The organism is Pseudooceanicola spongiae, from assembly GCF_014899185.1.
Lineage (GTDB): Bacteria > Pseudomonadota > Alphaproteobacteria > Rhodobacterales > Rhodobacteraceae > Pseudooceanicola > Pseudooceanicola spongiae.
On record NZ_CP045201.1, the window covers coordinates 2,403,249 to 2,429,582 of the forward strand.

Genomic DNA, 26,334 nt, shown 5'->3' on the forward strand with positions numbered 1-26,334 from the left:
AAGAGCCACCCCGCCCGGCCCAAAGCCGAAAGCGCCGGGCGAGCGCCCGCCCGTCCCCACGGGCTGGCGCTTTTGCTATGTTGTGCTCCAGCGGATCTCGGGGAGGTCTCGGGCCGCCATTTAGCGCCCCCCGCACCCGCTTTGGGGCTGGATATTGGCCGCATCAGGGAAATTTATCCAATACGGTTCGTCCTTTCAGACGCGTAGTTTCGACCCCGAAAGCATCGTCACTCATGCAACCAGTCCATTGCCTTATTCCAGCCATTGGCGGTACCTTGCTTTGCTCCGCTCCACATCGAACCGGATTTGGCCTTTGCACCTGCCGCCCACTCGCTCCACGGAATATCGAAATTGCGAACATCCTCCAGCTTTGGCATCGCCTCCCTCGAGGCGCTCCAGGCTTTGCCGGGCGCGGTAGAAACTGCTTCCAACAATGCTTGCCGGCTCGGCACGGTTATCCCGCAAACCTCTGGCTCCTCGTCGTCCTGAACTATTTCCGGATCCAGAATTTTCTGTATATTATTCATGTCTTTAGCGGTCTGACAAAGGTCGTATAACTCCCAAGAGGTTGCGGTTACGATAACAGCCGCGCCCCAAAAGGGTATCGCCTCACCCGCCATGGAGGCCGTCGCTCGGCTTGCCGTTTTCGTAGTGCGGAGGGCAACGCTTCTGCTGACAGCAGAGACTTCATCCCGTAACTTAGACCGCGATATCTTCGCCAACGCCAATTGAGAGCTGATATCATTGGCCTCTTCCAACGCCTTACGTCTGGCCTGCCGCTCTACAACCAGATTTGCATTTGCGTCTGCAATCTCAGACCTCAGACCACGATTAAGCTGCTTTTCACCGTCCAGTTCGGCAACCAGTCTAGCTCTCTCTTTCGCCAGCTTCCTGGCCGGATGATTATGCCCGGTCAAAGTGCTCATAACAGAGGTCGCAGCATTATAAAGAGTCGTGCTTGCAATCAGCGCGATATTGAAAAACAACGAAATAGTCAGAAATGAAATGAAAATGAAACGGCGAATGCCGCGAAAAAATGATCGCATCCTTTATCCCCAAAGAATCCCCAGTCAGTTAACTCTAATAAGCAAACCGAAGAAGCTTCCAAGTTTTTTTACTTCCCCCTCACCACTTCAACCCCACCTTCTCCCGCTCGAAAACCACCCTCCCGCGCTTGATCCCCAGCAACGGCACCGCGATCTCGGCCACGGCCGACGCCGCACTTCCCGCGTCGAACACCACCACATCCGCCACGCCTCCGACCGCCAGCCCGTAGCCCGGCAGCCGCATCACCCGCGCCGACTGCGCGGAGATCATGCCAAAGCACCCCTCCAGCCCCGCAAGATCCCCCACCTGCGCCACATTGGCGAAGAGGTTGGCGATCCGCATCAGTGACCCGTCTCCGAACGGGGTGAACGGGTTCAGCACGTTGTTCGTCGACAGGCAGCAGCACACCCCCTGCGCCGCCAGCCGATGCGCCGGGGCGACGCCGCGCGGTACGTTGTGGTCGATGCCCCGCCCGGTCAGGAACAGATCCGTCGCGGGCAGGATCACCGCCGCCACCCCGGCCTCGCGCATCATCCCAGCCATCGCCGCCAGCTCCTGCTCCGGCAGGGCCGACAGCTTGGTGACATGGCCGACGCTGACCCGCCCCTGCATCCCATGCTCCACCGTCAGCGCGCAGACGTCCGGCAGCTCGGCCCCCATCGGGTCAAGGTCGAAGTCGAGGTGCAGGTCCAGATCGACGTCGAAGCGCACCGCCAGCTCGAACACCTTTCGCAGATGCGCGCCGGGGTCGCTGTCGGCGTAGGAACAGCCGCCCAGCACCTCGGCCCCACCCTCCAGCGCCTCGATCAGCAGGGCCTCGGTGCCGGGGCGGTTGAACAGCCCCTCCTGCGGGAAGACGCAGATCTCGATGTCGATCGCCCAGGCGTATTCCGCGCGCAGCCGCTGCACCGCCTCGATGCCGCGCAGGCCGATGGAGGGGTCGACCTCGACATGGGTGCGCATCCGCGTGGTGCCCTGCAGGATGCACCGCTCCAGCGTGCGGCGGGCGCGGGCCATGATGTCCTCGACGCTCATCCCCGCCTTCAGGGCCGAGACCTTGGCGATGGCATCCGCCAGCCCGTCCGCCCCCGGCACCGACAGGCAGGACTTGTCGAGGTGGATATGCGTCTCGATCAGCCCCGGCGTCACCAGCGCGCCGTCCAGCGCCTTGACCGGCCCGCCGCTGAGGCCCGCGCCAATCGCCGCGATGCGGCCCCCGCGCAGCCCGAGGTCGACCGCGCCGTGCCCCAGCACGATACCCCCCTGCAGGATCAGATCAAAGCTCATCGGCACACTCCCTTTTGTGACGGAGCCTCGGCGATCCCCTGCCCCGCCACAAGACGCAGCCGCGCAGGGGCCGCGATCCGCCCGCCCGCTGCCCATTTTCGCACCGTTCAGATACCGACGGGATACCGACCCGATACCGACAGTGCGATGTGCCGGTTTCAGCCACCCGCCGCGGCTTCGAAATGCGCCGCCATGTCGAAGAAAGCGTCGACGATCTTGCCCGTCGTCTCGCTCAGCGCAAAGACCGTTTCATGGGTTTCGGCGCGGCCCATTTCGACAATCGGCAGCCGCTTGATGCCATCCCCGCGCGAGGTGCCATCGCGCCACAGGAACCCCACGCCAAGCCCGCTGACCACTGCCTCATAAAGGCCATCGCGCGCATCCAGCGTCAGAAAAGGCTCCGGCACGGCACCGCTGCGGGCAAACATCCGCTCCACCGCCCGCTGGGTCGAGGAGCCGCTGGCGCGAAAGATCAAGGGCTCGCGGCGCAGCTGATCGGCCGTGACCTCGCGCTGGCGGGCAAGGGCATGGGACAGCGGCGCAATCGCCACCACCTCGGTGCGCGCCAGGTGGGTGCGGCGGAAACGGCGGTCCTGCGGCACCTCCGGCAACACCGCCACATCCGCGCCATGGCTCAGCACCGCGCGGGTGATCTTTTCATGAGAGCCGGTTTCAACCCTGATGCTAACCCCCGGATAAGCCTTGTGAAACGCCGCCACCAGCGCCATCCCCGGCATGGCATTTCCCAGCCCGATGGTGATCTCTCCCCGCGCCAGCGACGACCGGCTTTGCAGCAAACGCTCCGCATCATCGCGCGCTTCGGCCATGCGCTCAGCGGCATCACAAAGCTTCTGACCCAGCGCCGTCGGCACCAGCCGCCCCTCATGTCGCGCGAACAATCGCACGCCGTACTCCGCCTCAAGCGCCCGCACCAGCTGCGATATATTCGGCTGAGTCACCCCCAGCAGCCGCGCCGCCGCCGCGTAAGATCCTGATTCAGCCACGGTTCGCACCGCCTCCAGACGCACATTCGACAAAGACATCGCATTCCCCGCATCCCGGCTTTGCTTTGCCCAAAGCCTAGCTTTGCTTTGTTACAGCGACGTCACAGCAACCCGTCATTTGGGACCTCAGACAGCCGGTGATCCCCGGCACGACCCCTGAGGAGCCTGAGACCTTGCACGCACCCACGATCCCCCTCCAGCCGCCCGTTCTGCTGCGCACCGCCCTTGATGCCAGCGACGTGGCACAGGCCCGCCGCGTGCTCTGCGATCTGGACGGCTGCCTGATCTCTGAGGGTCGCCCCTTTGCGGATAGTGCTGAATTCATTGCGGAATGTGGCGCGCGGCTCTGGATCGTCTCGAACAATTCCGACACCACGGCGCTGTTGCTTTCGGCGAAACTGGCCAGCCTCGGCCTCGATATTCCCGCCCGGCGTATCCTGCTGGCGGGCGAGGTCGCGCTGCTGAGAATCGCCCGCCTCGGCCTGATGCGTCTGCGCCTTCACGCCAGCCCGGCGCTGGTTGAGGCGGCCCGCGACCTCGGCTTTGACACCGCCCATCCCGCACCGCAAGCCGCCCTGCTCTGCCGCGATCCGGCCTTTGGGATCAATGACTTTGGCCCGCTGCTCAACCTTGCCAGCGACGCCCCGCTCTGGGTCGCGAACGAGGATCTGTCCCATCCCAGCCATTCCGGTCAGCCCGTCGCCGAGACCGGCGCTCTGCTGGCCGCCCTGCGCGCCATCCGCCCCGGTCTGCGCTGGCAAAGTCCGGGCAAGCCGAACCCGCTGATGCTGACCCTCGCGCTCGGGGATCTCGACCCGGCGCAGGCGATCTTTGTCGGCGACAATCCCGCCACCGATGGTCGAGCCGCCCGTGCCGCAGGCCTGCCCTTCCTGCACCTGCAAAGGGCCGCCACCCCCCAGAAGGATGCCATGACATGACCGCTTACCTGCTGAGAATATTCATCAAAATGGCGGTGACGCTGTTTGCGATCCTGACCATCACCTTCATTGCCACACGCTTGTCCGGCAACCCGATCGACACGTTTCTGGGCGAAGGCCTCACGGCAGAGGGGCGCGAGAAACTCATCGCCTACTTCCAACTCGACCGCTCTCTCTGGCACCAATACCTCGCCTTTCTGCGCGCCGCCGCCTCGGGCGATTTCGGCCTGTCGTTTGTCGAGCGTCGCCCCGTCACGCAGGTCATCGCAAGCCGCATCTGGCCCTCGGCGCAACTGCTGCTGACCTCCGTCAGCCTCACGCTGCTGGTCTCGATCCCCCTCGGCGTCCTCGCCGCCGTCTACCGCAAAAGCTGGATCGGATCGGCGGTGATGGTGATCGCCTTCGCAGGCTACGCCGTCCCCGCCTTCATCCTCGCCATCGTCATGATCCTGATCTTTTCCTACACCCTCAACTGGTTACCCGTGGTCGGCAACGGGTCTTTCCTGCACTTCATCATGCCAACCATCGCCCTGTCCGGCGTGCTGGTCGCCGCCCTGACCCGCTTTACCCGCAACGCCATGCTGGACGTGCTGGGGCAGGAATACATCCGCACCGCCCGCGCCAAGGGCTTGTCGGAGTTCTGGGTCGTCATGCGCCATGGCCTCGGCAATGCCTCGATCACCGTGATCTCGGTCATCGGATTGCAGATCGCCTCGCTCGCCGCCGCCGGCAGTGTTGTGGTCGAGAGCATCTTTTCCTGGCCCGGCATCGGTCAGCTGCTGGTGAACGCCGCCATCGTGCGCGACTACCCGGTGCTGCAGTTCGGCGTCATCACCGTCGCCGTCGCCGTCGTGCTGATCAACGCGGTCACCGACATCGCCTATGCGCTGGCCGATCCCCGCATCCGCCTGGCGAAAAGCTGAACAGGAGCCAACCTCATGACAACGCTCGCAGACCCGATCCTACGTAGGCGCCGCCCCTCCGCGACCAACGCCCTCCAGAAGGTTGCGCTGACCCTCGCCGTGCTGCTGGTCGGTGCCGCCCTCTTCGCCCCGCTGATCGCGCCATTCGATCCCTTGGATCAAAGCCTGATCTCGCGCCTGCGCCCGCCCATCGGCTTTGGCCGCGCCAGCCCCGGCCATTTCGCCGGCACAGATGAACTGGGCCGCGACGTCTTCTCACGCGGGCTCTACGGGCTGCGCCTGACCCTGGCACTGGCGTTTTGCGGGGCCGTCATCGGGCTGGCCATCGGCGGCCTGCTGGGCCTGATCGCGGGCCTGCGCCCCGGCTGGGCCGAGGATGGCATCATGGCGCTGGTCGACATGCAGATCGCCATTCCCTTCACCCTTGTGGCCCTTCTGGTGCTGGCGCTGCTCGGCTCCTCGCTCACCGTGCTGATCTTCGTGCTCGGCATCGCGGGGTGGGAGCAATACGCCCGTATCGTGCGCGCCGAGGTCCGCCGCCTTGCCTCGCAACCCTTTATCGAGGCGGCGCGCGCCGCCGGTGGCGGCACCGCCTATATCGCCCGGCGTCACCTGCTGCCCAATATCGTCTCGCCCCTCGTCGTGCAGTTCACGCTGGCGCTGTCGAACATCGTCATTCTGGAAAGCACGCTCAGCTTTCTCGGGCTGGGCGTGCAACCGCCGACGCCCTCGCTCGGCTCAATGGTGGGGCTGGGGCGCGACTACATGCCGACGGCCCCCTGGATCGTGCTGATCCCCGCCGGGCTGATCGTGCTGCTGACCTTCACCGTGCAGATCCTGGGCGACTGGCTGCGAGACCGCGCCGATGTCCGCCTGCGCGACCGCTGACACCAACAAGAGCCGCCCAAAGCGGCCCCTGCCAACCCTTTCAAACCCTTACCGGAGATTATCATGTTCAGACTGATGCTCACCACCGCCCTCTCGGCCGCCCTGACAACGGCTGCCTTTGCCGCGGATATTACCGTCGGCGCCGCCAATGTCTCGCCCTACCTCGATCCGGGCCGCGATCACTCCAACGTCGGATCGCAGTTCTATTACAACAGCTTCGACACCCTGATCGACCGCGACCACACCAAGCTGGAGTCGGTCTGGGTCCCTGCCCTCGCCACCTCGTGGGAACTGATCGACCCCACCACGATGGAGCTGAAACTGCGCCACGGCGTCACCTTCCATAACGGCGAAGCGATGACCGCCGATGACGTGGTCTTCTCGCTCAACCGTATGTTCCAGGCGACTTTCGCGCCCTACGCCGTGCGCGCCAAGGACCGCCTCGGCAACTTTTCCGGCGCGGAAAAGGTCGATGACTACACCGTCCGCATCCACGCCGTTCGTGAAGAACCGCTCTGGGAAACTCTGGTCTCGCTGCAGCAGATCATGATCATCCCCGAGGACTACACCAAGGGCCTGACCGGTGACCCCGCCGTCGCTGAGGACAGCGATTACGAGGCCTTCTCGATGGCCCCCGTCGGCACCGGCCCCTACAAGGTGGCCGAATTCATGCCCGGCGAGAAAATCGTCTGGGAGCGTTTCGATAACTTCTGGGGCGACAAGGCCCCACTGGATCGCGCCACCGTCGTGCAGATCTCCGAGACAGCCAGCCGTATCACCGCGCTGAAGACGGGCGAGGCCGATATCGTCACCAATATCGCCCCCGACCAGCTGTCCCTGATCGACAACGACCCGGCCCTCAAGACCGAAGGCGCGGCCACCGCGCTGTTCCACGTCATGATCATGAACCAGAACAACCCGAAACTGAAAGATCCGCGCATCCGTCAGGCGATGAGCCTCGCCATCGACCGCGACACGCTGAACGAGGCGCTCTGGCAGGGCAAGGCGATCGTGCCGTCCTCGCACACCATGATGGAGATGGGCGACCTCTACATGCCCGAGCTCAAGACTTTCGAATATGACCCCGAAAAGGCCAAGGCTCTGCTGAAAGAGGCCGGCTACGACGGGTTCGAGATCACCTATGACACCGCCGCGACCTATTACACCAACGGCCTTCTGGCCGCGCAGGCCATCATGGAGATGTGGGCCGCCGTCGGCATCAATGGCCGCGTCAACGTGCAGGATCAGTGGTCGGGCAACGACCCCGAGATGATGGCGCGCAACTGGTCGAACCCGATGTACTTTGCCGACCCCTTCGGCAGCTTCGGCGTGATGTGGGCCCCGAATGGCCCGTCCGAGGGCGAAGGCCGTTTCAACACCGATGCCGATTACGCCGAGAAATGGGATCGTTTCCGCTTTTCCAAGGACGTCGACGCCCGCCGCGCCGCCTATGCCGAGCTGATGGAGCGGATCAAGCAGGACCCGCCCGTGCTGCCGCTGTACCGACCCTTTGAAAGCTGGGGCATGAAGCAGTCGGTCAACTGGGCGCCGCAGCCCGGCCACATCCCTTATGTGCTCGATTTCCGCGCCGGCTCCATCTCCCTCGCGGGCAGCTGATCGCCCACGGGTCGGGCGGCACGAGGCTGCCCGGCTCCCCTCCTCTCTCTTCTGATCCCGGAACACACCATGACCCGCATCGCCATTGTCACCGATATTCACCACGGCGCCCCCTCGCACACCAAACGCGGCGATACGGCGCTGGAATTGCTGGCCGATTTCACGAAATGGACCAATGCCGAGGCCCCCGATCTGATCCTCGATCTGGGCGACCGCATCTCCGACATCGACACCGCCACCGATGACCGGCTGGAGCGTGAGGTGGCAGAGGCCCTGTCGCACCTCGACGCGCCGATCCACCACATCTGCGGCAACCACGACCGTGATCACCTCAGCGTCGCCGACAACGAAGCGATCCTCGGCACTGCCCTGCAAAGCCAGATCATCGACCTTGGCGACTGGCAGCTCGCCCTCTGGCGCGCCGATGCCAAGATCCACCGCGACACTGCCACCCCCGGCTTTGATCTGCCAGAATCCGATCTGCTCTGGCTGTCGCGCATGGCCCAGCAGGCGGAAAAGCCGACGCTGGTGGCCAGCCACGTCCCCGTCTCCGGTCACAGCCAGATCGGCAACTACTACTTCCAGCGCAACGCCTCTGTCTCGACCTACCCGCAGGCGGATCGCGCACGGCAAGCGCTGGCGCAGGCCCGCGTCCCCGTCGCCTGCATCGCCGGGCATGTCCACTGGAACACCGTCACCACCGTCGACGGCATCCCTCACATGACCCAGCAGAGCCTGACCGAAAGCTTCACCACCGGCGGCGAACCCGCCCGCGCCTGGGGCATGCTGACCCTCGGCGAAACCCTGCACTGGCAGGTCCATGGCGATGACCCGTTCGAGGCCCGACTGACCCCCGGACGCCGCTGGACCCCACCGCTGGCCCCCTTCCTGCAACGTCTGGCCGCAAAATGACCCTGCGCCCGCACAACCCGCCGCTGTTGTCGGTCAAGGACCTGCGCATTGCCTTTGGCGATGTGCAGGCCGTGCATGGCCTGTCCTTCGACATCCACCGGGGCGAGACGCTGGCGCTGGTCGGTGAAAGCGGCTCGGGCAAATCCGCCACCGCCCTGTCAATCCTGCGCCTGATCGAGCGCGAAGGCGGGCGCATCAACGGCGGCTCGATCCGCTTCGGGCCCTCGCCTGACCCGGTCGAGATCACCACCCTGCCTGCCGCCGCCCTGCGCGCCCTGCGCGGCGACCGCATCGCGATGGTGTTTCAGGAGCCGATGACCTCGCTCAACCCCGTGATGCGGATCGGGCGGCAAATGACCGAAACCCTGCGGCTGCATCGCGGCCTCACGGGAGCCGAGGCGCGCTCCGCCGCGCGCGCCGCGCTTGACCGGGTGATGATCCCCGACCCCGGTCGCCGCCTTGATCAGTACCCGCACGAACTCTCCGGCGGGCTGCGCCAGCGCGTCATGATCGCCATGGCGCTGGCCTGCGAACCCGAAGTGCTGATCGCGGATGAACCCACCACCGCCCTCGACGTGACCACCCAGGCCGAGATCCTGACCCTGCTGCGCGATCTGCAGCGCGATATGGGCATGGCGGTGCTGTTCATCACCCATGATCTTGGCGTCGTTGCCGAAATCGCCGATCGCGTCGTCGTCATGCAAAACGGCCGCAAGGTCGAGGAGGCCCGCACTGATGCCCTCTTCGCCGCCCCCCGCCATCCCTACACGCGCGAACTCATCGCCGCCTCGCCGCGCCTCGGCGCCGGCGCACCAGCCCCTCTGAAAGACGCGCAGACCCTGCTGAAGGTCAGCAACCTCTGCACCAGCTTTGGCGGCACCTCGCTGCTGTCGCGCAAGGCCCCGACGCCGGTGGTGCGCAACGTCTCCCTGACCCTCGCCCGCGGTGAAACCCTCGGGCTGGTGGGGGAGTCGGGCTGCGGCAAATCCACCCTCGCCCGCTCGATCCTGCGCCTGATCGAGCCGACCTCGGGCCTGATCGAACTGGACGGCACGCCGATCACCGGCCTCTCGCCAAAGGCGCTGAAGCCGCACCGCGCGCGGATGCAGATGGTGTTTCAGGACCCCTATGCCTCGCTCAACCCGCGCATGAGCATCCGCGATCTGGTCACCGAACCGGCCTTTCTGCACGGCGTCGCACATGGCGCCGACCGCGCCGCCCTTGCCGCCGATCTGCTGACCCGCGTCGGCCTGCCCGCAGATGCCGCGGATCGCTATCCGCACCAGTTCTCGGGCGGTCAGCGCCAACGGATCTGCATTGCCCGCGCCCTGTCCGTGCGCCCCGCGATCATCGTCGCGGACGAAGCCGTCTCGGCCCTCGACGTCTCGAACGCCCAGCGGATCACCGACCTCATGGCCGACATCCAGCGCACCGAAGGCCTGTCGTTCCTGTTCATCAGCCACGATATCGCCGTGGTCGAACGCGTCAGCCACCGCATCGCCGTCATGTACAAGGGCGAGATTGTCGAAACCGGCCCGACCAACGAAGTGCTGCGTGCGCCGCAGCATCCCTATACCCGCCGCCTGCTGGCCGCCGTACCGAAGGGCGCGCCGGAACGCCTGATCCAGACGCCCTCTCGCCCGCTTGTCGACGCCCTCTGAAAGGCGTCGACGGTTCGTCTACTCCATCACCGCATGCGCCTCGGCGGCGGGCGCGTGGGTCGGGGGTTTGCGCAGAAACAGCACGATCGGAAACACCGCCAGCGTCAGGTACATCATCAGCAGGAAGTTATCGACATAGCCGATCATCGCTGCCTGCTGTGACACCAGCTGATCCGCCTGCGCCAGCAGCGCCTTGGAGCCACCGATCAGCTGCGGCATCTGCATCTGCACCTGAGGCGAGGTCGCCGTCAGGCTTGCGCCCAGCTCCTCATGGTTGACCACGCTCATCCGCGCCAGCACCGTCGTGACCAGCGAAATCCCGACGCCAGAGCCGACGTTGCGCACCAGACTGAACATGCTGGTCGCCTCGCTGCGGAACTTCGCGTTCAGCGTGGCGAAGGTCAGCGTCGACAGCGGCACGAACACAAAGCCGAGTCCAAAGCCCTGAATAACCCCCGAAATCACGATCAGATGCGCGTCCATCCCGACGCTGAACCCGGCCATCAGCCGCATCGAGATCGCCGTTGCCGCCAGCCCGAAGCAGACCAGCACGCGGGCATCGACCACGCCCACCAGCCGCCCGACGAGGATCATCGACACCATCGTGCCCACGCCCCTCGGCGCCATCACGATCCCGGTCGATATCACCGGATAGCCCATCAGCTTTTGCAGCAGCGGCGGCAACAGCGCGAGGCCGGAAAACATCGTCAGCCCGACCACGAAGATAAAGATCAGCCCCATGGCAAAGTTGCGATCCGCGAACATGCGCAGATCGACGAAGGGCTCTGCTGCCGTGAAACTGTGTACGATGAAGACCCACATGCCGCCGATGATCAGGCCAAGGTAAATCCAGCTCTCGATGGCATTGAACCAGTCGACCGACTGGCCCCGGTCCAGCAACAGCTGCAGCGATCCGACAGCCACAGCCAGCATGGCAAAGCCAAAGATATCAAAGCGCCGCTTGCGGGTCTCTTCCTTCGGCAGAAAGGCCCAGATCCCTGCCATGGCGATGATGCCCACCGGCAGGTTGATGAAGAAGACATAGCGCCAGTTGAACACCTCGGTCAGCCAGCCGCCCAGCGTCGGGCCGATGATCGGGCCAATCATGATGCCCGCGCCGTAGACCGCCATGGCCTGCCCGATGCGTTCGCGCGGGTTGATGTCCAGCAGCACCGCCTGCGCCAACGGAATGATCACCGCGCCAAAGATGCCCTGCAGGATGCGAAAGGCCACCATCTCGGGCAGCCCCACCGCCAGCCCACAGGCCAGCGAGGTCAGCACGAAGCCCGCAATCGCCGTGATGAACACCGCCCGGCGGCCAAAGCGGTCCGCCACCCAGCCGGTCAGCGGCGTCGCGATGGCCGAGGCGACGATATAGCTGGTCAGAACCCAGGTCACCTCCTCCTGCGTCGCGCCGAGGCTTGAGGCCATATGCGGCAGGGCGACGTTGGCGATGGTGGTGTCGAGCACCTGCATGATCGTCGCCAGCATGATCGACGCGGTCAGCCAGCCCGGTGCTGCGACGCGGACCGCCGGCGCTGAATAGACTGGCTTGGCGCTCATCTCAGGTTGTCCAGATGGGTTTTGCCGGTGTCGACCGAGGCCGCCACGCTCATCCCGTCACGCAGCAACCCGCGCGTGTCGCTGTCGATGCGGATGCGCACGGGGATGCGCTGCACTACCTTGACCCAGTTGCCGGTCGCGTTCTGCGCCGGGATCAGCGAGAATTGCGAGCCTGTGGCCGCGCCGATGCTCTCGACCGCGCCGCTGAGGTGCAGGTCGGGATAGGCATCGACGTCAATCTCCACCGGCTGGCCGACGGCGATCTTGGTCAGCTGAGTTTCCTTGAAGTTCGCTTCGATCCAGCTGTCATCGGTGTTCACAAGGCTGGCCACGGTGGACCCGGTGCCGAGGTACTGCCCCACGTTCAGGCTGTCGATCTGCGAGACGACTCCGCCGATTGGCGCCAGAACCCGTGTCTTTTCAAGGTTGCGCGCCGCCGCGTCGCGCTGCGCGATGGCGGCGCGGACCGAGGGCACATCGTCCGTCGCAATATCGGGATTGCCCGCAAGCGCCGCCGCCGCCGCGTTCAGTTGTTGTTGCGCGACCTTGACGGCGTTTTCGGCCTGACGCGCATCCATGATCGCCTCATCATAAGTCGTCGCCGGAGACAGGCCCTTTTCCGACAGCGAATCCTGACGCCCAAGCTCGCGCTTCTGCACGTCCAGAATGCCCTCTGCCGCCTGCACCTGCGCGGCCACGGTGGCATAGTTCGCCCGCAGTTGCGCCACCGACAGCCGGGCCGAGGCCAGCGCCGCATCTGCCTGCGCCAGAGCAATATCATAGGGCGTGGAATCGATGCTGAACAGCGGATCGCCCACGGCAACTTTGCTGTTCTCGGCCACGTTCACCTCAACGATCCGCCCCGCCACATCGGCCGAGACCGGCACCAGCGGCTGGTGCACATAGGCGTTGTCGGTCTCCATGTAGCGCCCGCCGGTCAGCCAGGCATAGCCGCCGCCCAGCAGAAGCAGCACCGGCACACCGAACATCAGCACGCGCCGCCGCCCCTTGCCGCGCGTCTTCGCCTCCGGCGCGGCAGTGCCGACGGGAATGGGATCGACTGGTTTCTTCTCGGCAACGCTCATCTTTTCAATTCCTTTTTCGGGGCCTTGCGGTCCTGTAAATTCTCGGCGATCCGGGTCAGAACACGCTCGGTCGCGGCATGGTCGGCGGGGTCGATCCCCTCCAGCGTGCGGGCATAGACGCGCTCGGCCACAGCGCGCATCTCAAGGCGCAGGGCGGCGCCCTTGGGCGTGATGCAGACCCGTTTGGCGCGGTTGTCGGCCGGGTCCGTTTCGCGCGTCACAAGCCCGGCCAGCTCCAGCCGCTCGATCACGTCGCTGATCGTCATCGCCCCAGCCTTCAGCTCGGCCCCGAGGTCGGTCTGCGTCACGCTATCGCGCTCGGCCAGCGAGGCCAGCACGCGCCATTGCAGCAACGTCAGCTTGTAGGGCCGCGCGCTGCGCTCGAACTCGCGCTTGAGCATCGCCGCCGTCTCATAAAGCATCAACCCGATGGAGTTCATCGCTGCAACTTCCGCATGTCTGGCAATCGGTCTGAGATCCGCGACAGACTCGCTCCGCGCGCCTCAGGCAGCGAGGAGTTAGTATTGGTCCGTAATAATGTAAAGTCATGGAATACGATTTGCCGCACCTCGCACGCAAAATTCATCCCCCGCGCCGTTACGTCACAAAAAAACCCCGAACGGCGGGGCACCGTTCGGGGGGATCTGGTCTTGCAGAGGGGGTAGCAGCCACAGCGCCGCCCCCGGAAAGTCTCTCTCAGCGCCAGCCGAGGCCCGGCGCCACATGGGTCAGGATCGCCTCAATGACATGGGCGTTGTACTCAACCCCCAGCTGGTTCGGCACCGTCAGCAGCAGCGTATCGGCTTCGGCCACGGCCTCGTCCTGCGCCAGTTCCTTGATCAGCTTGTCCGGCTCGGCGGCATAGCTGCGGCCAAAGATGGCGCGGGTGTTGGCATCAAGATACCCCACGGAATCCTTGCCCTTTTCGCCGGTCCCGAAATAGGCGCGGTCCATGTCGTTGGTCAGCGCAAAGATGCTGCGGCTGACAGAAACACGCGGCGTCCGGGTATGCCCGGCGGCCTTCCAGGCCTCACGATACGCGCGGATCTGCTTGGCCTGCTGGATGTGGAACGGCTCGCCCGTCTCATCGTCCTTCAGGGTCGAGCTTTGCAGGTTCATGCCCAGCTCTGCCGCCCAGATCGCCGTCGCGTTCGAGCCCGCGCCCCACCAGATCCGGTCCCGCAGCCCTTCCGAGTACGGCTCCACCCGCAGCAGGCCCGGCGGGTTGGGGAACATGGGGTTCGGGTTCGGCTGGGCGAAGCCTTCGCCGCGCAGCACGTCAAAGAAGATCTGCGCGTGATGCCGCCCCAGATCGGCATCCGTGCCGCCTTCGGGTGGCGCATAGCCAAAGTGCCGCCAGCCCTCGACCACCTGTTCGGGCGATCCCCGGCTGATCCCCAGCTGCAGACGCCCGCCCGAGATCAGGTCGGCCGCGCCGGCATCCTCGGCCATGTACAGCGGGTTTTCATAGCGCATGTCGATGACGCCGGTGCCGATCTCGATCTTGCTGGTCTTGGCGCCAACGGCGGCCAGCAGCGGAAACGGCGAGGCGAGCTGACGCGCATAGTGGTGCACCCGGAAATAGGCGCCATCCGCGCCCAGCTCCTCAGCCGCGACGGCCAGATCGATGGATTGCAGCAGGACATCCGCAGCGGTCTGAGTTTGCGACCCGCGACCGGGGCTCCAATGGCCAAACGACAGGAAACCGATATTTTTCATGGGATATGCGCCTCCGTTGCGCCGATGTTCAGGGGGCCAGCGCCCTCAGGCTCCGGCTGTTACCCCGGAACTTATGGGCCGCGCAGAGGCACAACAAGGCCCGCGCCCCTGCCCCGATGAACAGCCATGGTGCGCAAGTGCGACAGCGCGCTATTTTGCCAGCTCGATCACACGCACATCCGGCAGCACATCGCGGGCGAGCGTGACCAGATGGCGATGGTGCGTGAACAGGATCGCCTGCCCCAGCTTGCCCATCTCGCCCGCCAGCTCCAGCGCCGCGCGTGATCGCATGTCGTCAAAGGTCTCGTGGATGTCGTCCGTCACAAACGGCAGCGGGCCATGGCGCGCCACGAAATCCGCGTGCCCGGCGATGCGCAGCGCAAGGTAAAGCTGCCCCCGCGTGCCCGTCGACATGGCATCCGCCGTCACCGGCAGCCCGTCGCGCAGCGCCACCAGCCGCTCCGATTTGCCGGTCGACTGCGTTTCCAGCCGGGGCCATTCGCCATGGGTCAGCCGCGCGAAGGCTGCCTCGGTCGCCTCCAGCATGTCGCCCCGGTGTTCCTGACGGAACCGGCGCAAAGCCCCCTGCGCCGCCATCAGCCCCAGCAGTTTCGTCGCCGCAATCCGGGCCTCTTCGCTCAGCGTCTCCAGCGCGGTTGCCCGCCGCTGGTCGATATCCGCGCCCCCCGTGCTGGCCAGCGCCAGACGCAGCGCCTCGTCCGCCTCGCCCGCCCGGCGCAACACGCCGTCGCGCTGCGCCTCGGCCTCGGCAAGGTCCGCCTGCAGCCCCGCCAGTCGCGCCGGGTCCACCTGCTGCGCCTCGGCCTCCAGCGCCGCCTCGTCCAGCCCGCCCGCCGCCAGCGCATGCTCCGCGCGCAGACGTTGCAGCGTCGCCCGGTCCCGATCACGCGCCACCAGCGTGCTGACATGACGGCGCGGGTTTGCCTCCGGCGCGCTCTCCTGCCCCTCCAGCACCTGCGCAATCTCGGCCGCGCTGGCCCGCATCACCTGCTCCGCTGCGCCCTGCGCAGACCGCGCCGCTTCCAGCTTGCGGGCCAGCGCGCTGATCTGCGCCGCACCCGCTTCGGCGGCCTTGGCCCGCTGCCGCGCCGCCGCCAATGTTTCACTGACCGAGGCCGCGTCCGCCAGCCCCAGCGCCGGGCGCAAGGGCTGCATCACCGCCTCGAAAGCCGCCAGCGCCGCCTCCATCAGGCCAATGCGCCGCGCCCGGTCCGCGTGCTCGACCTCGACCTGCGCCAGCCGGTCCAGATCCGGCAAGCGGGCCAGTATGGCCTCGGCGTCCATGCCCTCGGCCCAGCCGGTCGCGATCCGCGCCAGCGCCGCGCGGTGCAGGCTCAGCGCCTGCTCGGCCGCGTCGCGCTTGTGGTTCAGACTGGCAAGGCTCGCCGCCGCCGCCTGCCGGGCACGGGCTTCCTTCGCGCGGGTCTCAAGCTGCACTAGCAACCGCTCCGCCTCGGGCTGCAGACGCTCCGGCGTGCTCACCCCGCCGGCCCCCTGCACCGCGTCGCTCAGCCGCCCCAGCAAGGCATCGCGCCGCGCACGCGCCTGCGCGGCGAGCGTCGCCGCGGCCTCTGCCTCCAGCGCCAGATCCAGCGCCGTCCGCAGGGCAGCACGTCGGGCCACGAAGCCCGCCACGGGAAACTCCGCGCCAAGACCCAGACGCGCCGCCAGCGCCGCCGCCTCGGCCTGCAGAGCCGCCTGCTCCTCATCACAGCGCGCCACCGCAGCGCTGCGACGGGCACAGCGCTGTTGCTCCTGCTGCACCTGCTCCTGCGCCGCAGTCAGACGCAAACGCCCCTCGGCCGAGGCCGCGTGGCGGGCGCGCAAAGCGTCGTCCCCGCGCATCAAATCGGCAAAGCGCGCAGCCGTGGCGCGCTGCAAATCCGTCTCATGCTCCGCCCAGGCCGCATCACGCGCGGCGCGGCTCTCGGCGATTTCACCGTCCGTCACTGCGGCCCCGAAATCGCGCGCGGCTGTCAGCGCGGCCTCCTGCGCCGCCAGCGCGTCCTCGGCTTCCGCCAGCTGGCGCGCCGCATCGCTCGCCCGCTCGGCCAGACGTGCGCTGCGTGTCGCAAGCTCGGCCAGCTCCGCCTCCTCCGGCAAGCCCGCCTCTGCCAGCGCGCGCCAGTCCCCGCTCAGCCCGGCCGCCGCACGCGCCGCCTGCACGCCCGCCCGCGTCGCTGCATCCGCCAGCGCCACAGGATCAGAGATATCGCGCTGCAGCGCCAGCAGCGCATCGCTCAGCGCGTCAATGCCCTGCGGCATCGCCAGGTCCGGGCCAAGCGCCGCCTGCGTCTCCTGCCGGGTCAGGTCCAGATCGGCCAGCTGGCGCGCACCATCGCGCACCGCCTGCGCCGAGGCGCGCAAGGCCATCCGACGCTCCTCGGGCAGGGCCACATCCTGCGCGCCCGGCCCTGCAATCCGCTCCGCCAGCGCAGTCGCATCGCGCAGCAACTGCGCCGCCTCTGCCCGCCTGCGCCCGATATCCGCCGCCGCCGTCTGCACGCGCGGCAACAACAGCTCACCATCGTCGAACCGCGCGATCTCCAGCGTCGCCAGAGCCTCGGCCACCGCCAGCCCCTCCGCATCCGGAGCCAGCGCCGCCGCCTCTGCCTCAAGCCGCGCCCCCTCCTGCACCGCCTCGGCGTGGTGCTGCTCGGCGGCCAGACGGCGCTCGTCCGCCGCGACCACCCGGCTCAGCGCGTCCTCGGGCAGATCCGGCCCGGCAGGGGCCGCTGCCAGCTTGTCCTGCTCCACCGCGATGGCCGCAGCGATGGCGCGCCGCCGCTCAGCCGCCTCGCGAACGATCACCGCACGCTGCGCTGCGGCGCAGGCCGCTTTCGCCGCCGCAAGCTCCGCCGCCGCCGTCGCCTGCGCCTTGCGCAGATCGGCGAAATGGCGCGGCTCGACACGGGCGGCCTGTATCGCCTGCTCCAGATCGGCGAGGTCCTTTTTCGCCGCCGCCAGCGTGGTCTTGCGGCCGGATTTCTTGTGAAACCCGTCCACCTCGGCCTCCACCGCCGTCATCGCCTCGGAAATCCCCGACAGGCCCGAGGTCCCGGCATGCAGCAACCGCCCCAGATCGCCCTGCGCGCGCGCAATCTCCTCGCCGCCCTCGCGCAGCACCGCATCATCCAGCGAAAACCGCTTGGCATAGCTGTCGCGGTCCAGCCCGTGCAACAGTGCGCTGAGCCGCGCCTCGTCGACCACCCGCCCATGCGCGTCCGTCAGCGAGTCCTGCCGCTTGCCCGTGCGCCGCAGCGTCAGGCTGTCGCCGCCCGCCTCGATCGTCGCCCCGACCATCATGTCCTTGCGATCAAAGCGAAAGGCATGCGCCGTCTGCATCGGCAAGCCGAACAGCAGATCGAGCCAGGCGGCAAAGGCCGTGCTCTTGCCCGCCTCGTTTTCGCCGAACACCACCGTAACATCGCAGTCGCGCCCGGCGGCGCCGAAATCCAGCACCTGCTCGTGAAACTTGCCATAGCGGATCAGGTCGAGCTGTCGCAGCCTCATGACGCCTCTCCCCCTGCGCCAAGGCGTGCCAGCATCATCTCGATGCCCTCCTCGACCAGCGCATCAAACCCTTCGGGCGCCAGCACATCGGCCACTTCGCGCGGCAGGGCACGCCGCCACTCCTCGATCAGCGCGCCCGCTTCATCGCGAAACCCGGCGCTCGCCGCATCCTCGGCCATCATCGCCGCAAGGTCCGACAGCACCCCGGGCGCCACCGCCGTCCGGTCGCGATCAAAGCGCACCGCCTCGACAAAGACGCCCGTGGTCTGTGCGGCGGCTTCCTCGGCCAGCTGGCGGGCAAAGTCGGGCGTGCCGGGCAAGCTGCCCGCGCCGCGCAGCCGCAACCGCAGCGCCACCGGCCCCGCCGCGCCAGCTGTGCGCATCGCATCCGCCATCGTCGCAATCTGCGCCGCCTGAGACTGCGCCCCGCTCAGATCCAGCGGCTGCACCTCAAACCGCACCAGCGCGATCGGCACCTCAGAGGCCCGCACCCCCGCGCCATCAATCTCGATCAGCGTGGCCGAGCCCTGCCCCGTCTCGCGGATGCTGCGCCCCTGCGGGATCCCCGGCATCACCGCCAGAGACCGCTCGCTGCGCCGCTCAAACCGCTTGTGAATATGGCCGAGACCCCAGTAATCATAGCCCCAGCCCAGCAGATCCGCCTCAGAACAGGGCGCATAGGGATCATGCCCCTCCGCCCCGCCGAGCGAGGTGTGCATCAGCCCGATATTGATCCGCCCCGGCTCGGCCACGGGATAATCCGGCAGCATCGTCTCGGCGACATGGCGCGTCGTGAAGCCAAGCCCGTGGATCGAGGCCTCGCCCACGCGAAACGTCGGCGTGTCGCGGTTCAGCTGCACAACGCTGTCGCCAATCGGGCCATAGCTCGCCATGTCGAGCAGTGCATCGTGGTTGCCCCGGATCATCACCGTCGGAATGCCCGCCGCGCCCAGCCGCCCCAGTTCCGCTGCCAGCGCCGCGCGGCTGGCGACGTCGATCTGACCACTGTCAAAGACGTCCCCCGCCAGCAACAGCGCGTCGACATCCTGCGCAATCGCGGTATCGACGATCCGCGCCAAAGCGCTGCGCGAGGCCGCGCGCAGGGTCGCCGCAAGCTCGGCATTCTTCAGCGCCTGGGACCGCAGCGGCGAATCCAGATGCAGATCTGCAGAATGAAGAAAGCGCATCAGCGTTGCCTGCCCCGGTGGTCCCTGTGCCACCCCGTGACACTCTGCGCGGGACTGTCGCGCATCACGCCGCCCAGATGCAATGCCCCGATGCGCGACTCAATCCAGAGGCGAAACATGCAAAGGCAACTCAGCCCTCAAATTCCAACACGAGAACTCCCTGCGCTGATGCGGAATTCCCGATATATATCAATGCAATATCACTTTTCCGCCGACACCCTTAACAGCCTGTTGACAGAAACCCCTCTCCGCGTCACCATTTGTAGGACAAATCAGGGAGGGATTTTGGATGCAGGTATCTGCCGCCATTCACCGCGACTTCACCATCGCGGCGATCGACGATCGTCTGTACGCAGCCTTTATCGAACACATGGGCCGGGCGATCTATTCCGGCATCTATGAACCGGGCCACCCGCAGGCCGACGAACACGGGTTTCGCCGCGACGTCGCCGACATGGTGCGCGATCTGAACATCCCGGCGATCCGCTATCCCGGCGGCAACTTCGTGTCGGCCTACAACTGGGAAGACGGCATCGGCCCGAAGGAAGACCGCCCCGTGCGCCTCGACCTCGCCTGGCGCAGCAAAGAGAGCAATCAGGTCGGTATCAACGAATTCGCCGTCTGGGCCAAGGACCTCGGCATCGACATGATGCTGGCCGTCAACCTTGGCTCGCGTGGGATCGAAGAGGCCCGCAACTTCATGGAATACGTCAACCACCCCTCCGGCACCGAATGGTCGGACCTGCGCCGCAGCCACGGCGTGGAACAGCCCTACAACGTCAAGATGTGGTGCCTGGGCAATGAGATGGACGGCCCTTGGCAGATCGGCCAGAAGAAGGCCTCGGAATACGGCCAGCTCGCCAGCCAGACCGCCAAGGCGCTGCGCCAGATGACCCCGGACGCCGAGATGATCGTCTGCGGCTCCTCCAACGACGAGATGCCGACCTACCCCGAGTGGGAGCGTCAGGTGCTGGAGGAGTGCTATGAGAACGTCGACTATATCTCGCTGCACAAGTACTTCGGCAACTCCAGCCGCGACACGCTGAACTTCTTCGGCAAGGTCGAAGAGACAGGCCGCTACATTCAGGCCATCGGCGGCGTCATCGACTTCGTGAAGGCCAAGAAGCGCGCCAAGAACGACGTCTACATCTGCTTCGACGAATGGAACGTCTGGTACCACAAGCGCGAACAGGATTCCGCGAACTGGCGCAGCTGGGACTGGCCCGAGGCCCCGGCGCTGCTGGAGGAGGACTATACCTTCGAGGACACGCTGTTCATCGGTTGCCTGCTGAACGAATTCATCCGCCGCTCGGACCGGGTCAAGATCGCCTGCATTGCCCAGCTGGTCAACGTCATCGCCCCGATCCGCGCCGAGGCCGACGGCCCCGCGTGGCGGCAGTCGATCTACTGGCCCTACCAGATGGCCTCGCTCTATGGTCGTGGCACCGCGCTGAAGGTGGCCGTCGACGGGCCGACCTATGACTGCGCCGTCGCCTCGGACGTGCCCTACATGGACATCGCCGCCGTGCATGACAAAGCCGCCAGCGCAGTGACGGTGTTCATCGTCAACCGCCACCTGAGCGAGGCGGCGGACCTGCGCACCACCCTGACTGGCTTTCCGGATGCGACCATCGACTTCCATAAAGTCATTGAGGGTCATGACCTGATGGCGTCGAACGGCCCCGGAGCCGAGGTCATCGCGCCCACAAAGGGCACCGGCCTCGCGGTAGCAGACGGTGTTCTGGGTGGCAGCGTCGCGCCCCTGTCGTACCACGTCGTCCGGCTGAAGGTGTAGGGCGATGTCGGGCGTCAAACTGACCAATGTGCGCAAATCCTTCGGCCCGCTGGACGTCATCAAGGACGTCTCGCTGGAGGTGCCGAAGGGCGAATTCGGCGTCTTCGTCGGCCCCTCGGGCTGTGGCAAATCCACCCTGCTGCGAATGATCGCGGGGCTGGAGGACACGACCGGTGGCAAGATCGAGATCGGTGGCCGCGATGTCACCGCGGTCGAGCCCGCCAAGCGCGGCGTCGCGATGGTGTTCCAGTCCTACGCGCTCTATCCGCATCTGTCGGTCGCCGAAAACATGGCCTTTTCGCTGCGCCTCTCGCGCGCCCCCAAGCATGAGCGTGAGGAAAAGGTGCGCGAGGCCGCCCGCATCCTGCAGCTGACAGACCACCTCGACAAAAAGCCCTCGGCCCTGTCGGGCGGGCAACGCCAGCGCGTCGCCATCGGCCGTGCCATCGTGCGCGAACCGGAGGTGTTCCTCTTCGATGAGCCGCTCTCCAACCTCGACGCCGAGCTGCGCGTGCAGATGCGGCTGGAACTGACCCGCCTGCACCGCCAGATCGGCGCGACGATGATCTACGTCACCCACGATCAGGTCGAGGCGATGACCCTCGCCGATGACATCTATGTCCTGAAGGGCGGCCACGTCATGCAATCGGGCCGCCCGCTGTCGCTCTATGACGATCCCGACAACCGCTTTGTGGCGGGCTTCATCGGCTCACCGGCGATGAACTTCGTGACCGGCAAGGTCACGGGCACCGGCAACGGCATCGCCCGTGTCGCTTGCGCCGACGGCACGCTGGACGTCGCCCTGCAGGGCGCCCTGCCCGGCCCCGGAGCCGACATCATCCTCGGGGTGCGCCCCGAACATCTGGCCCCTGTCGAGGAGGGCGGGCTGCCAGTGACGGTCGAGGTCGCCGAGGAGCTGGGCGGCAGTTCCTTCATCCACGCCCGCTCCGCCACCGGCGCGGATATCGTGTTTGAACGCCGCGGCCAGCGCGATCGCCTCGACGGGCAGTCCCTCAGGATCGCCGCGCCCGCCGAAAACGTGCTGGCCTTCCTGCCCGACGGGCGGCGCCTGCGCTAAGGATTGGGTCTGCTGGCCTTTGGGTCAGGGGGCTTTGCTGCGTCTCGCCCCAGCGGCGGGACGATTTCAGAAAGGGGGCCGACGCGCCCCGCATAGGGAGGAGAACCGATGCACTTTCGTAAAATCGCACTCGCCACGGCGCTGAGCCTGTCAGCCGCCATCGGCGTCGCAACCCCGGCCTTCGCACAGCAGACCGTCACCTGGTGGGATTTCCTGTCAGGCGGCGACGGCGTGCGCATGAAGGCCCTGATCAGCCAGTTCAACGAGGAACACCCCGACATTCAGGTCAAGGGCACCACGCTGGAATGGGGCGTGCCCTTCTACACCAAGGTGCGCACCTCGGCCGCCGTTGGCCAGGGCCCCGACGTGATGACCTATCACCTGTCGCGCCTGCCCCTCGGCCTCAGCGAAGGCGTGCTGACCCCGATCACCGATGCGGATCTGGAAAATGCCGGCCTCGCCAAGGCCGACTTCTTCCCCGCCGCCGAAAAGGCCGCCGAGGGGCCGGATGGCACGCTCTACGCCGTGCCCTTCGATATCCACTCCATCGTGCTCTACTACAACAAGTCCTTCCTTGAGGGGTCGCGCTTCCTCGACGATCAGGGCAACCTGACCGGCATCGAAAGCGTCGGTGACTTTGAAGAGGCGATGCAGACCGCCGCCGACAATGGCGCTGAAACGCCCCTCACCTATGCCACCGGCGACGATGGCGGCGTCTACCGCGTCTTCTACACCCTGCTGGCGCAACAGGGCGGCACGCTGATCTCGGACGACGGGGAAATCCTGCCCGGCGACAGCACCGAAAAGGCCATCAAGGCGGTCGAGACCATGACCAAATGGCAGACCGAGGGCTGGCAGCCCGAACAGGCGCTCTACGAGGCCTCCGTCGCCCTCTTCACCTCCGGCAAATCCGCCTTTCAGCTGAATGGTGTGTGGGAAGTGCCGACGATGAAGGACCTCGCCACCGCAGGCACGCTCGGTTTTGAATGGGGCGCGGTGCAGGTGCCGAAACTGATGGAAACCCAGACCACCTGGGCCGACAGCCACGCCTTCGCCATCCCCGTCCACGGCAAGGACGAGATGGACCCCGAAAAGCGCAAGGCCGTCATGACCGTCATCGGCTGGATGGAGAAACATTCCATCGCCTGGGCCGAAGCAGGCCATATCCCGGCCTACAAACCCGTCGCCGACAGCGCAGAATACGCCCAGATGCAACCGAACGCGACCTATGCCACGCTGGCCGACAGCGCGACGTATGATCCGCGCAACGACATCGCCGGGGTCGCCTCGCCCGTCTATGACGCCTCGATCAACATCCTCTCGCCCGCCATGCACGGCTATCTCACGCCCGAGGATGCCATCGCGCAGATGAAGTCCGAACTTGAAAGCCGCATGCGCTGACAGGCGCACCGGCCTGCGCGGGGACGCCTTCCGCGCAGGCCAAGCAACCGACCCGAGGGAGGCACCATGGCCATCATCCGCAACAAGAGACGCCACGGGCTGGTCGCCCTGTCGCTGATCCTGCCGTTCCTTGCGATCTTCGCACTGGTCTTTGCCTATCCGCTTTATGAGGTGGTGCGCCTGTCCTTCACCGACGCGCCCCTGATCGGCGAGGGCAACTGGATCGGGCTGGACAACTATGTCCGCCTGTTTTCGGACCGGATCTTTTACATCTCGATCAAGAACAATGCCTATTTCGTGGTGCTGACGGTGATCCCGACGACGCTGATCGCCATGGTCATCGCGCTGGCTGTCAACCGCCTGTCCGGGCGCTGGCAGGCCCTCGCGCTGGTGCTGTTCTTCACGCCCTACGTGCTGCCCGTCTCGGTCGTCACGCAAATCTGGGCCTGGATGCTGGATTTCCAGTTCGGCGTGCTGCAGCCGGTCTTCACCTTCTTCACCGGCAAACCGGTGCCGGTGTTCAAGAACCCCTACTGGGTGCTGCCCTCCATCGCGGTCGTCACCATCTGGTGGACCAACGGCTTCAACGTACTGCTGATCCTCGCCGGTCTGCGCAACATCCCCACCGACCTCTACGAGGCCGCGGCGCTTGACGGCGCCACCCGTCGCCAGCTGTTCGCGCGCATCACCTGGCCGCTGCTCTGGCCGGTCACGGCGCTGGTGCTGACCCTGCAACTGATCCTGCAACTCAAGCTCTTCGATCAGGTCTACCTGCTGTCCGAGGGCGGCCCCTTCAACACAAGCTACGTCCTGCTGCTGATGGTCTACCGCGAGGCGTTCCAGCTGAACCACGGCGGCTATGCGGCGGCAATCTCGCTGATCCTGTTCCTGCTGATCGCCGTCGTCTCGGTCCTGCAATACCAACTGCTGCGCATCGGAAGAGGCAAAGACACATGACCCCACAACGCCGCATCGAGAATATCGCCCTGACCGCCATCACCCTGATCGCCGGGCTGATCTGGATCTTCCCGCTCTACTGGGCCTTCATCACCTCGATCCGAACCGAAAGCCGCGTGGTCTCGGACAGCGCCGGCCTGATCCCGGATGAATTCAGCCTGTCGAGCTATTCCGACGCGCTGTTCAACACCTCGCTGATGCACTGGTACATCAACTCGATCGGGACCTCGCTGATCATCACCGTGATCGTGCTGATCACCGGGATGATGTGCGCCTATGCCCTCAGCCAGATGCAGTTCTTCGGGCGCAAGCTGCTGTACGGAGTCGTCCTCGCCAGTTTCATGGTGCCGGTGCAATCGCTGGTGGTGCCGCAATTCGTGCTGATGAACGACCTCGGGCTGATCAACAAATGGGGCGGGATCATCCTGCCGCAACTGGTCGTGCCGGTGGTCATCATCATCTACAAACAGTTCTTCGACGCCGTGCCGAAAGAGATGAAAGAGGCCGTCGTGCTGGATGGTGGCAGTGATTACACGCTGCTTTTCCGGGTCTATCTGCCGCTGAACTGGGGCATCACCACCGCGCTCGGCATCATCACCTTCATCATGGCGTGGAACTCGTTTCTCTGGCCCTTCCTCGTCATCACCACCGAGGAGATGATGACAATCCCCGTCGGCATCACCCAGGTGAACGATGCCTTCGGTGTCGCCTATGCCCGCATCATGTCGGTCGCCCTGCTGGCCGCCGCCCCCGTCGTCATCGCCTACCTGATCTTTCAGAAGCGCGTGACCGAGGCGGTGATGATCTCATCCGGCGTCAAGGGCTGAGGGCGCTCCTCCTCCACCAACTGGCGGCGTCGGGATCCCAACCCGCGCCGCCTTTTTTATGTCACCGGATCGTCGGCAGGCCGAGGTCAAACACCGTCGTGCCCTTGGAATCGAGCAGCGCGGTATCGACAAGTTCGCTCATCAGCCGCCGCGCGCCTGCGGCATCGCGCGCCTCGATCCGCTCGAACACCGCTTCATGTTCGGCCACCGGGTTGCGCGTATGCGGATTGGGCATGTCGCGATAGCGGAACGCCGTCGTGTACGCCACGGCCGAGCTGATCCCCGCCTCCAGCGACAACAACACCGGGTTGTGCGAGCTGACGAGGATCGCGCGGTGAAAGCCCGCATCCGCCTGATGCCAGCTGTCCTCGGTCATCTCGCAGGTGCGCATGGCATGCAGCGCCTCGCGGAACGCCTGCAAATCCTCTTCGGTGCGGCGCTCAGCGGCAAAGGCGGCGGCGGGCGGCTCGATCATGGTGCGCAGCTCATAGAGCGCGCGAATGAACCAGTCGGCGGGCTTGCCGAGCTCAAAGTTCCAGCGCACCACATCCGCGTCCAGCATCGTCCACTTTTCGCGCGGGGCGACGCGGGTGCCGGTGCGGGTCTTGCTGACCAGCATCCCCTTGGCGGCCAGCACGCGCAACGCCTCGCGGTAGGCCCCCCGTGAAATCCCGGTGCGGTCGCAGAACTCGATCTCCCTCGGCACCGCCGCCCCCTCGACCAGCTCACCGGAGACGATCTGACGGCCCAGCCAGTCGGCGATCTCGCCATTGATGCGGCGGGCCGAGCGGGTGGAGAAGGCAACGCCTTCCAGATTGGCAGGGAAATCATGCGACATGGCCAAAGACTATCCGCTTCGCGCGGCTTTCACAGCCTGATTTTCGCCCAAACGCCCTGATACATGCGGTTTT

21 protein-coding genes are annotated in these 26,334 nt (G+C 66.0%); 11 read left to right on the top strand and 10 right to left on the bottom strand.

What is annotated here, in order from left to right; all coding sequences use genetic code 11:
• Nucleotides 1-227: 227 nt before the first annotated feature.
• The 3 genes from F3W81_RS11330 to F3W81_RS11340 all read right to left on the bottom strand — a co-directional run bounded on the left by F3W81_RS11330 (nucleotide 228) and on the right by F3W81_RS11340 (nucleotide 3,377).
• Nucleotides 228-1,046, bottom strand: a complete 819-nt coding sequence (locus F3W81_RS11330; protein ID WP_193079269.1) for a hypothetical protein — start codon at nucleotides 1,044-1,046, stop codon at nucleotides 228-230.
• Between the two features lie 79 nt (nucleotides 1,047-1,125).
• Nucleotides 1,126-2,334 (bottom strand): amidohydrolase family protein, encoded by a 1,209-nt coding sequence (locus F3W81_RS11335; RefSeq protein WP_193079270.1) that lies wholly within the window; start codon nucleotides 2,332-2,334, stop codon nucleotides 1,126-1,128.
• A gap of 158 nt (nucleotides 2,335-2,492) precedes the next feature.
• Entirely contained in the window at nucleotides 2,493-3,377 is an 885-nt protein-coding gene (locus F3W81_RS11340; RefSeq protein ID WP_193079271.1) for a LysR substrate-binding domain-containing protein, read from the bottom strand.
• Nucleotides 3,378-3,511: 134 nt separating this feature from the next.
• Here F3W81_RS11340 and F3W81_RS11345 point away from each other — a divergent pair, with 134 nt between their 5' ends.
• From F3W81_RS11345 to F3W81_RS11370, 6 genes are all read left to right on the top strand, one after another.
• Entirely contained in the window at nucleotides 3,512-4,276 is a 765-nt protein-coding gene (locus F3W81_RS11345; RefSeq protein WP_226941656.1) for an HAD-IA family hydrolase, read from the top strand.
• A complete protein-coding gene (locus tag F3W81_RS11350; protein WP_193079272.1) occupies nucleotides 4,273-5,199 on the top strand; it encodes an ABC transporter permease in 927 nt (308 codons plus the stop codon). Before F3W81_RS11345 ends, F3W81_RS11350 begins: the two co-directional genes overlap by 4 nt.
• Before the next feature lie 15 nt (nucleotides 5,200-5,214).
• Nucleotides 5,215-6,087 carry an ABC transporter permease gene (locus F3W81_RS11355; RefSeq protein WP_193079273.1) on the top strand — a complete coding sequence of 291 codons (873 nt, stop codon included), beginning with the start codon at nucleotides 5,215-5,217 and terminating at the stop codon, nucleotides 6,085-6,087.
• A gap of 63 nt (nucleotides 6,088-6,150) precedes the next feature.
• The gene (locus F3W81_RS11360) at nucleotides 6,151-7,704 is read left to right on the top strand and encodes an ABC transporter substrate-binding protein (protein ID WP_193079274.1); all 1,554 of its coding nucleotides are present in this window, start codon (nucleotides 6,151-6,153) and stop codon (nucleotides 7,702-7,704) included.
• Nucleotides 7,705-7,773: 69 nt separating this feature from the next.
• The gene (locus F3W81_RS11365) at nucleotides 7,774-8,616 is read left to right on the top strand and encodes a metallophosphoesterase family protein (RefSeq protein ID WP_193079275.1); all 843 of its coding nucleotides are present in this window, start codon (nucleotides 7,774-7,776) and stop codon (nucleotides 8,614-8,616) included.
• The gene (locus F3W81_RS11370) at nucleotides 8,613-10,277 is read left to right on the top strand and encodes an ABC transporter ATP-binding protein (protein WP_193079276.1); all 1,665 of its coding nucleotides are present in this window, start codon (nucleotides 8,613-8,615) and stop codon (nucleotides 10,275-10,277) included. The genes F3W81_RS11365 and F3W81_RS11370 overlap by 4 nt, the downstream gene beginning before the upstream one ends.
• 18 nt (nucleotides 10,278-10,295) lie before the next feature.
• On the opposite strand, the gene F3W81_RS11375 is transcribed toward F3W81_RS11370, so the two are convergent.
• From F3W81_RS11375 to F3W81_RS11400, 6 genes are all read right to left on the bottom strand, one after another.
• A complete protein-coding gene (locus F3W81_RS11375) occupies nucleotides 10,296-11,840 on the bottom strand; it encodes a DHA2 family efflux MFS transporter permease subunit (protein WP_193079277.1) in 1,545 nt (514 codons plus the stop codon).
• Nucleotides 11,837-12,925, bottom strand: a complete 1,089-nt coding sequence (locus F3W81_RS11380; RefSeq protein ID WP_193079278.1) for an HlyD family secretion protein — start codon at nucleotides 12,923-12,925, stop codon at nucleotides 11,837-11,839. Before F3W81_RS11380 ends, F3W81_RS11375 begins: the two co-directional genes overlap by 4 nt.
• Entirely contained in the window at nucleotides 12,922-13,365 is a 444-nt protein-coding gene (locus F3W81_RS11385; RefSeq protein ID WP_193079279.1) for a MarR family winged helix-turn-helix transcriptional regulator, read from the bottom strand. The genes F3W81_RS11380 and F3W81_RS11385 overlap by 4 nt, the downstream gene beginning before the upstream one ends.
• Nucleotides 13,366-13,621: 256 nt before the next feature.
• Nucleotides 13,622-14,644, bottom strand: a complete 1,023-nt coding sequence (locus tag F3W81_RS11390) for an LLM class flavin-dependent oxidoreductase (protein WP_193079280.1) — start codon at nucleotides 14,642-14,644, stop codon at nucleotides 13,622-13,624.
• 150 nt (nucleotides 14,645-14,794) lie between these two features.
• A complete protein-coding gene (locus tag F3W81_RS21035) occupies nucleotides 14,795-18,178 on the bottom strand; it encodes an AAA family ATPase (protein ID WP_264298867.1) in 3,384 nt (1,127 codons plus the stop codon).
• The gene (locus F3W81_RS11400; protein ID WP_193079281.1) at nucleotides 18,175-19,365 is read right to left on the bottom strand and encodes a metallophosphoesterase family protein; all 1,191 of its coding nucleotides are present in this window, start codon (nucleotides 19,363-19,365) and stop codon (nucleotides 18,175-18,177) included. Before F3W81_RS11400 ends, F3W81_RS21035 begins: the two co-directional genes overlap by 4 nt.
• Nucleotides 19,366-19,654: 289 nt before the next feature.
• Between F3W81_RS11400 and arfA the strand changes: the two genes are divergently transcribed.
• The 5 genes from arfA (at nucleotide 19,655) to F3W81_RS11425 (ending at nucleotide 25,423) form a co-directional block, all read left to right on the top strand.
• Nucleotides 19,655-21,160 (top strand): arabinosylfuranosidase ArfA, encoded by a 1,506-nt coding sequence (gene arfA, locus F3W81_RS11405; RefSeq protein WP_193079282.1) that lies wholly within the window; start codon nucleotides 19,655-19,657, stop codon nucleotides 21,158-21,160.
• A gap of 4 nt (nucleotides 21,161-21,164) precedes the next feature.
• Entirely contained in the window at nucleotides 21,165-22,238 is a 1,074-nt protein-coding gene (locus F3W81_RS11410; protein ID WP_193079283.1) for an ABC transporter ATP-binding protein, read from the top strand.
• A 108-nt stretch (nucleotides 22,239-22,346) separates the two neighbouring features.
• The gene (locus F3W81_RS11415) at nucleotides 22,347-23,639 is read left to right on the top strand and encodes an extracellular solute-binding protein (RefSeq protein ID WP_193079284.1); all 1,293 of its coding nucleotides are present in this window, start codon (nucleotides 22,347-22,349) and stop codon (nucleotides 23,637-23,639) included.
• Between the two features lie 66 nt (nucleotides 23,640-23,705).
• Nucleotides 23,706-24,596 carry a carbohydrate ABC transporter permease gene (locus F3W81_RS11420; protein ID WP_193079285.1) on the top strand — a complete coding sequence of 297 codons (891 nt, stop codon included), beginning with the start codon at nucleotides 23,706-23,708 and terminating at the stop codon, nucleotides 24,594-24,596.
• Nucleotides 24,593-25,423 (top strand): carbohydrate ABC transporter permease, encoded by an 831-nt coding sequence (locus F3W81_RS11425; RefSeq protein ID WP_193079286.1) that lies wholly within the window; start codon nucleotides 24,593-24,595, stop codon nucleotides 25,421-25,423. The genes F3W81_RS11420 and F3W81_RS11425 overlap by 4 nt, the downstream gene beginning before the upstream one ends.
• Before the next feature lie 61 nt (nucleotides 25,424-25,484).
• Here the strand turns inward: F3W81_RS11425 and F3W81_RS11430 are convergent, their stop codons facing one another.
• Nucleotides 25,485-26,261: a FadR/GntR family transcriptional regulator gene (locus F3W81_RS11430; RefSeq protein ID WP_193079287.1), complete on the bottom strand. Its 777-nt coding sequence runs from the start codon at nucleotides 26,259-26,261 to the stop codon at nucleotides 25,485-25,487.
• Between the last annotated feature and the right edge of the window lie 73 nt (nucleotides 26,262-26,334).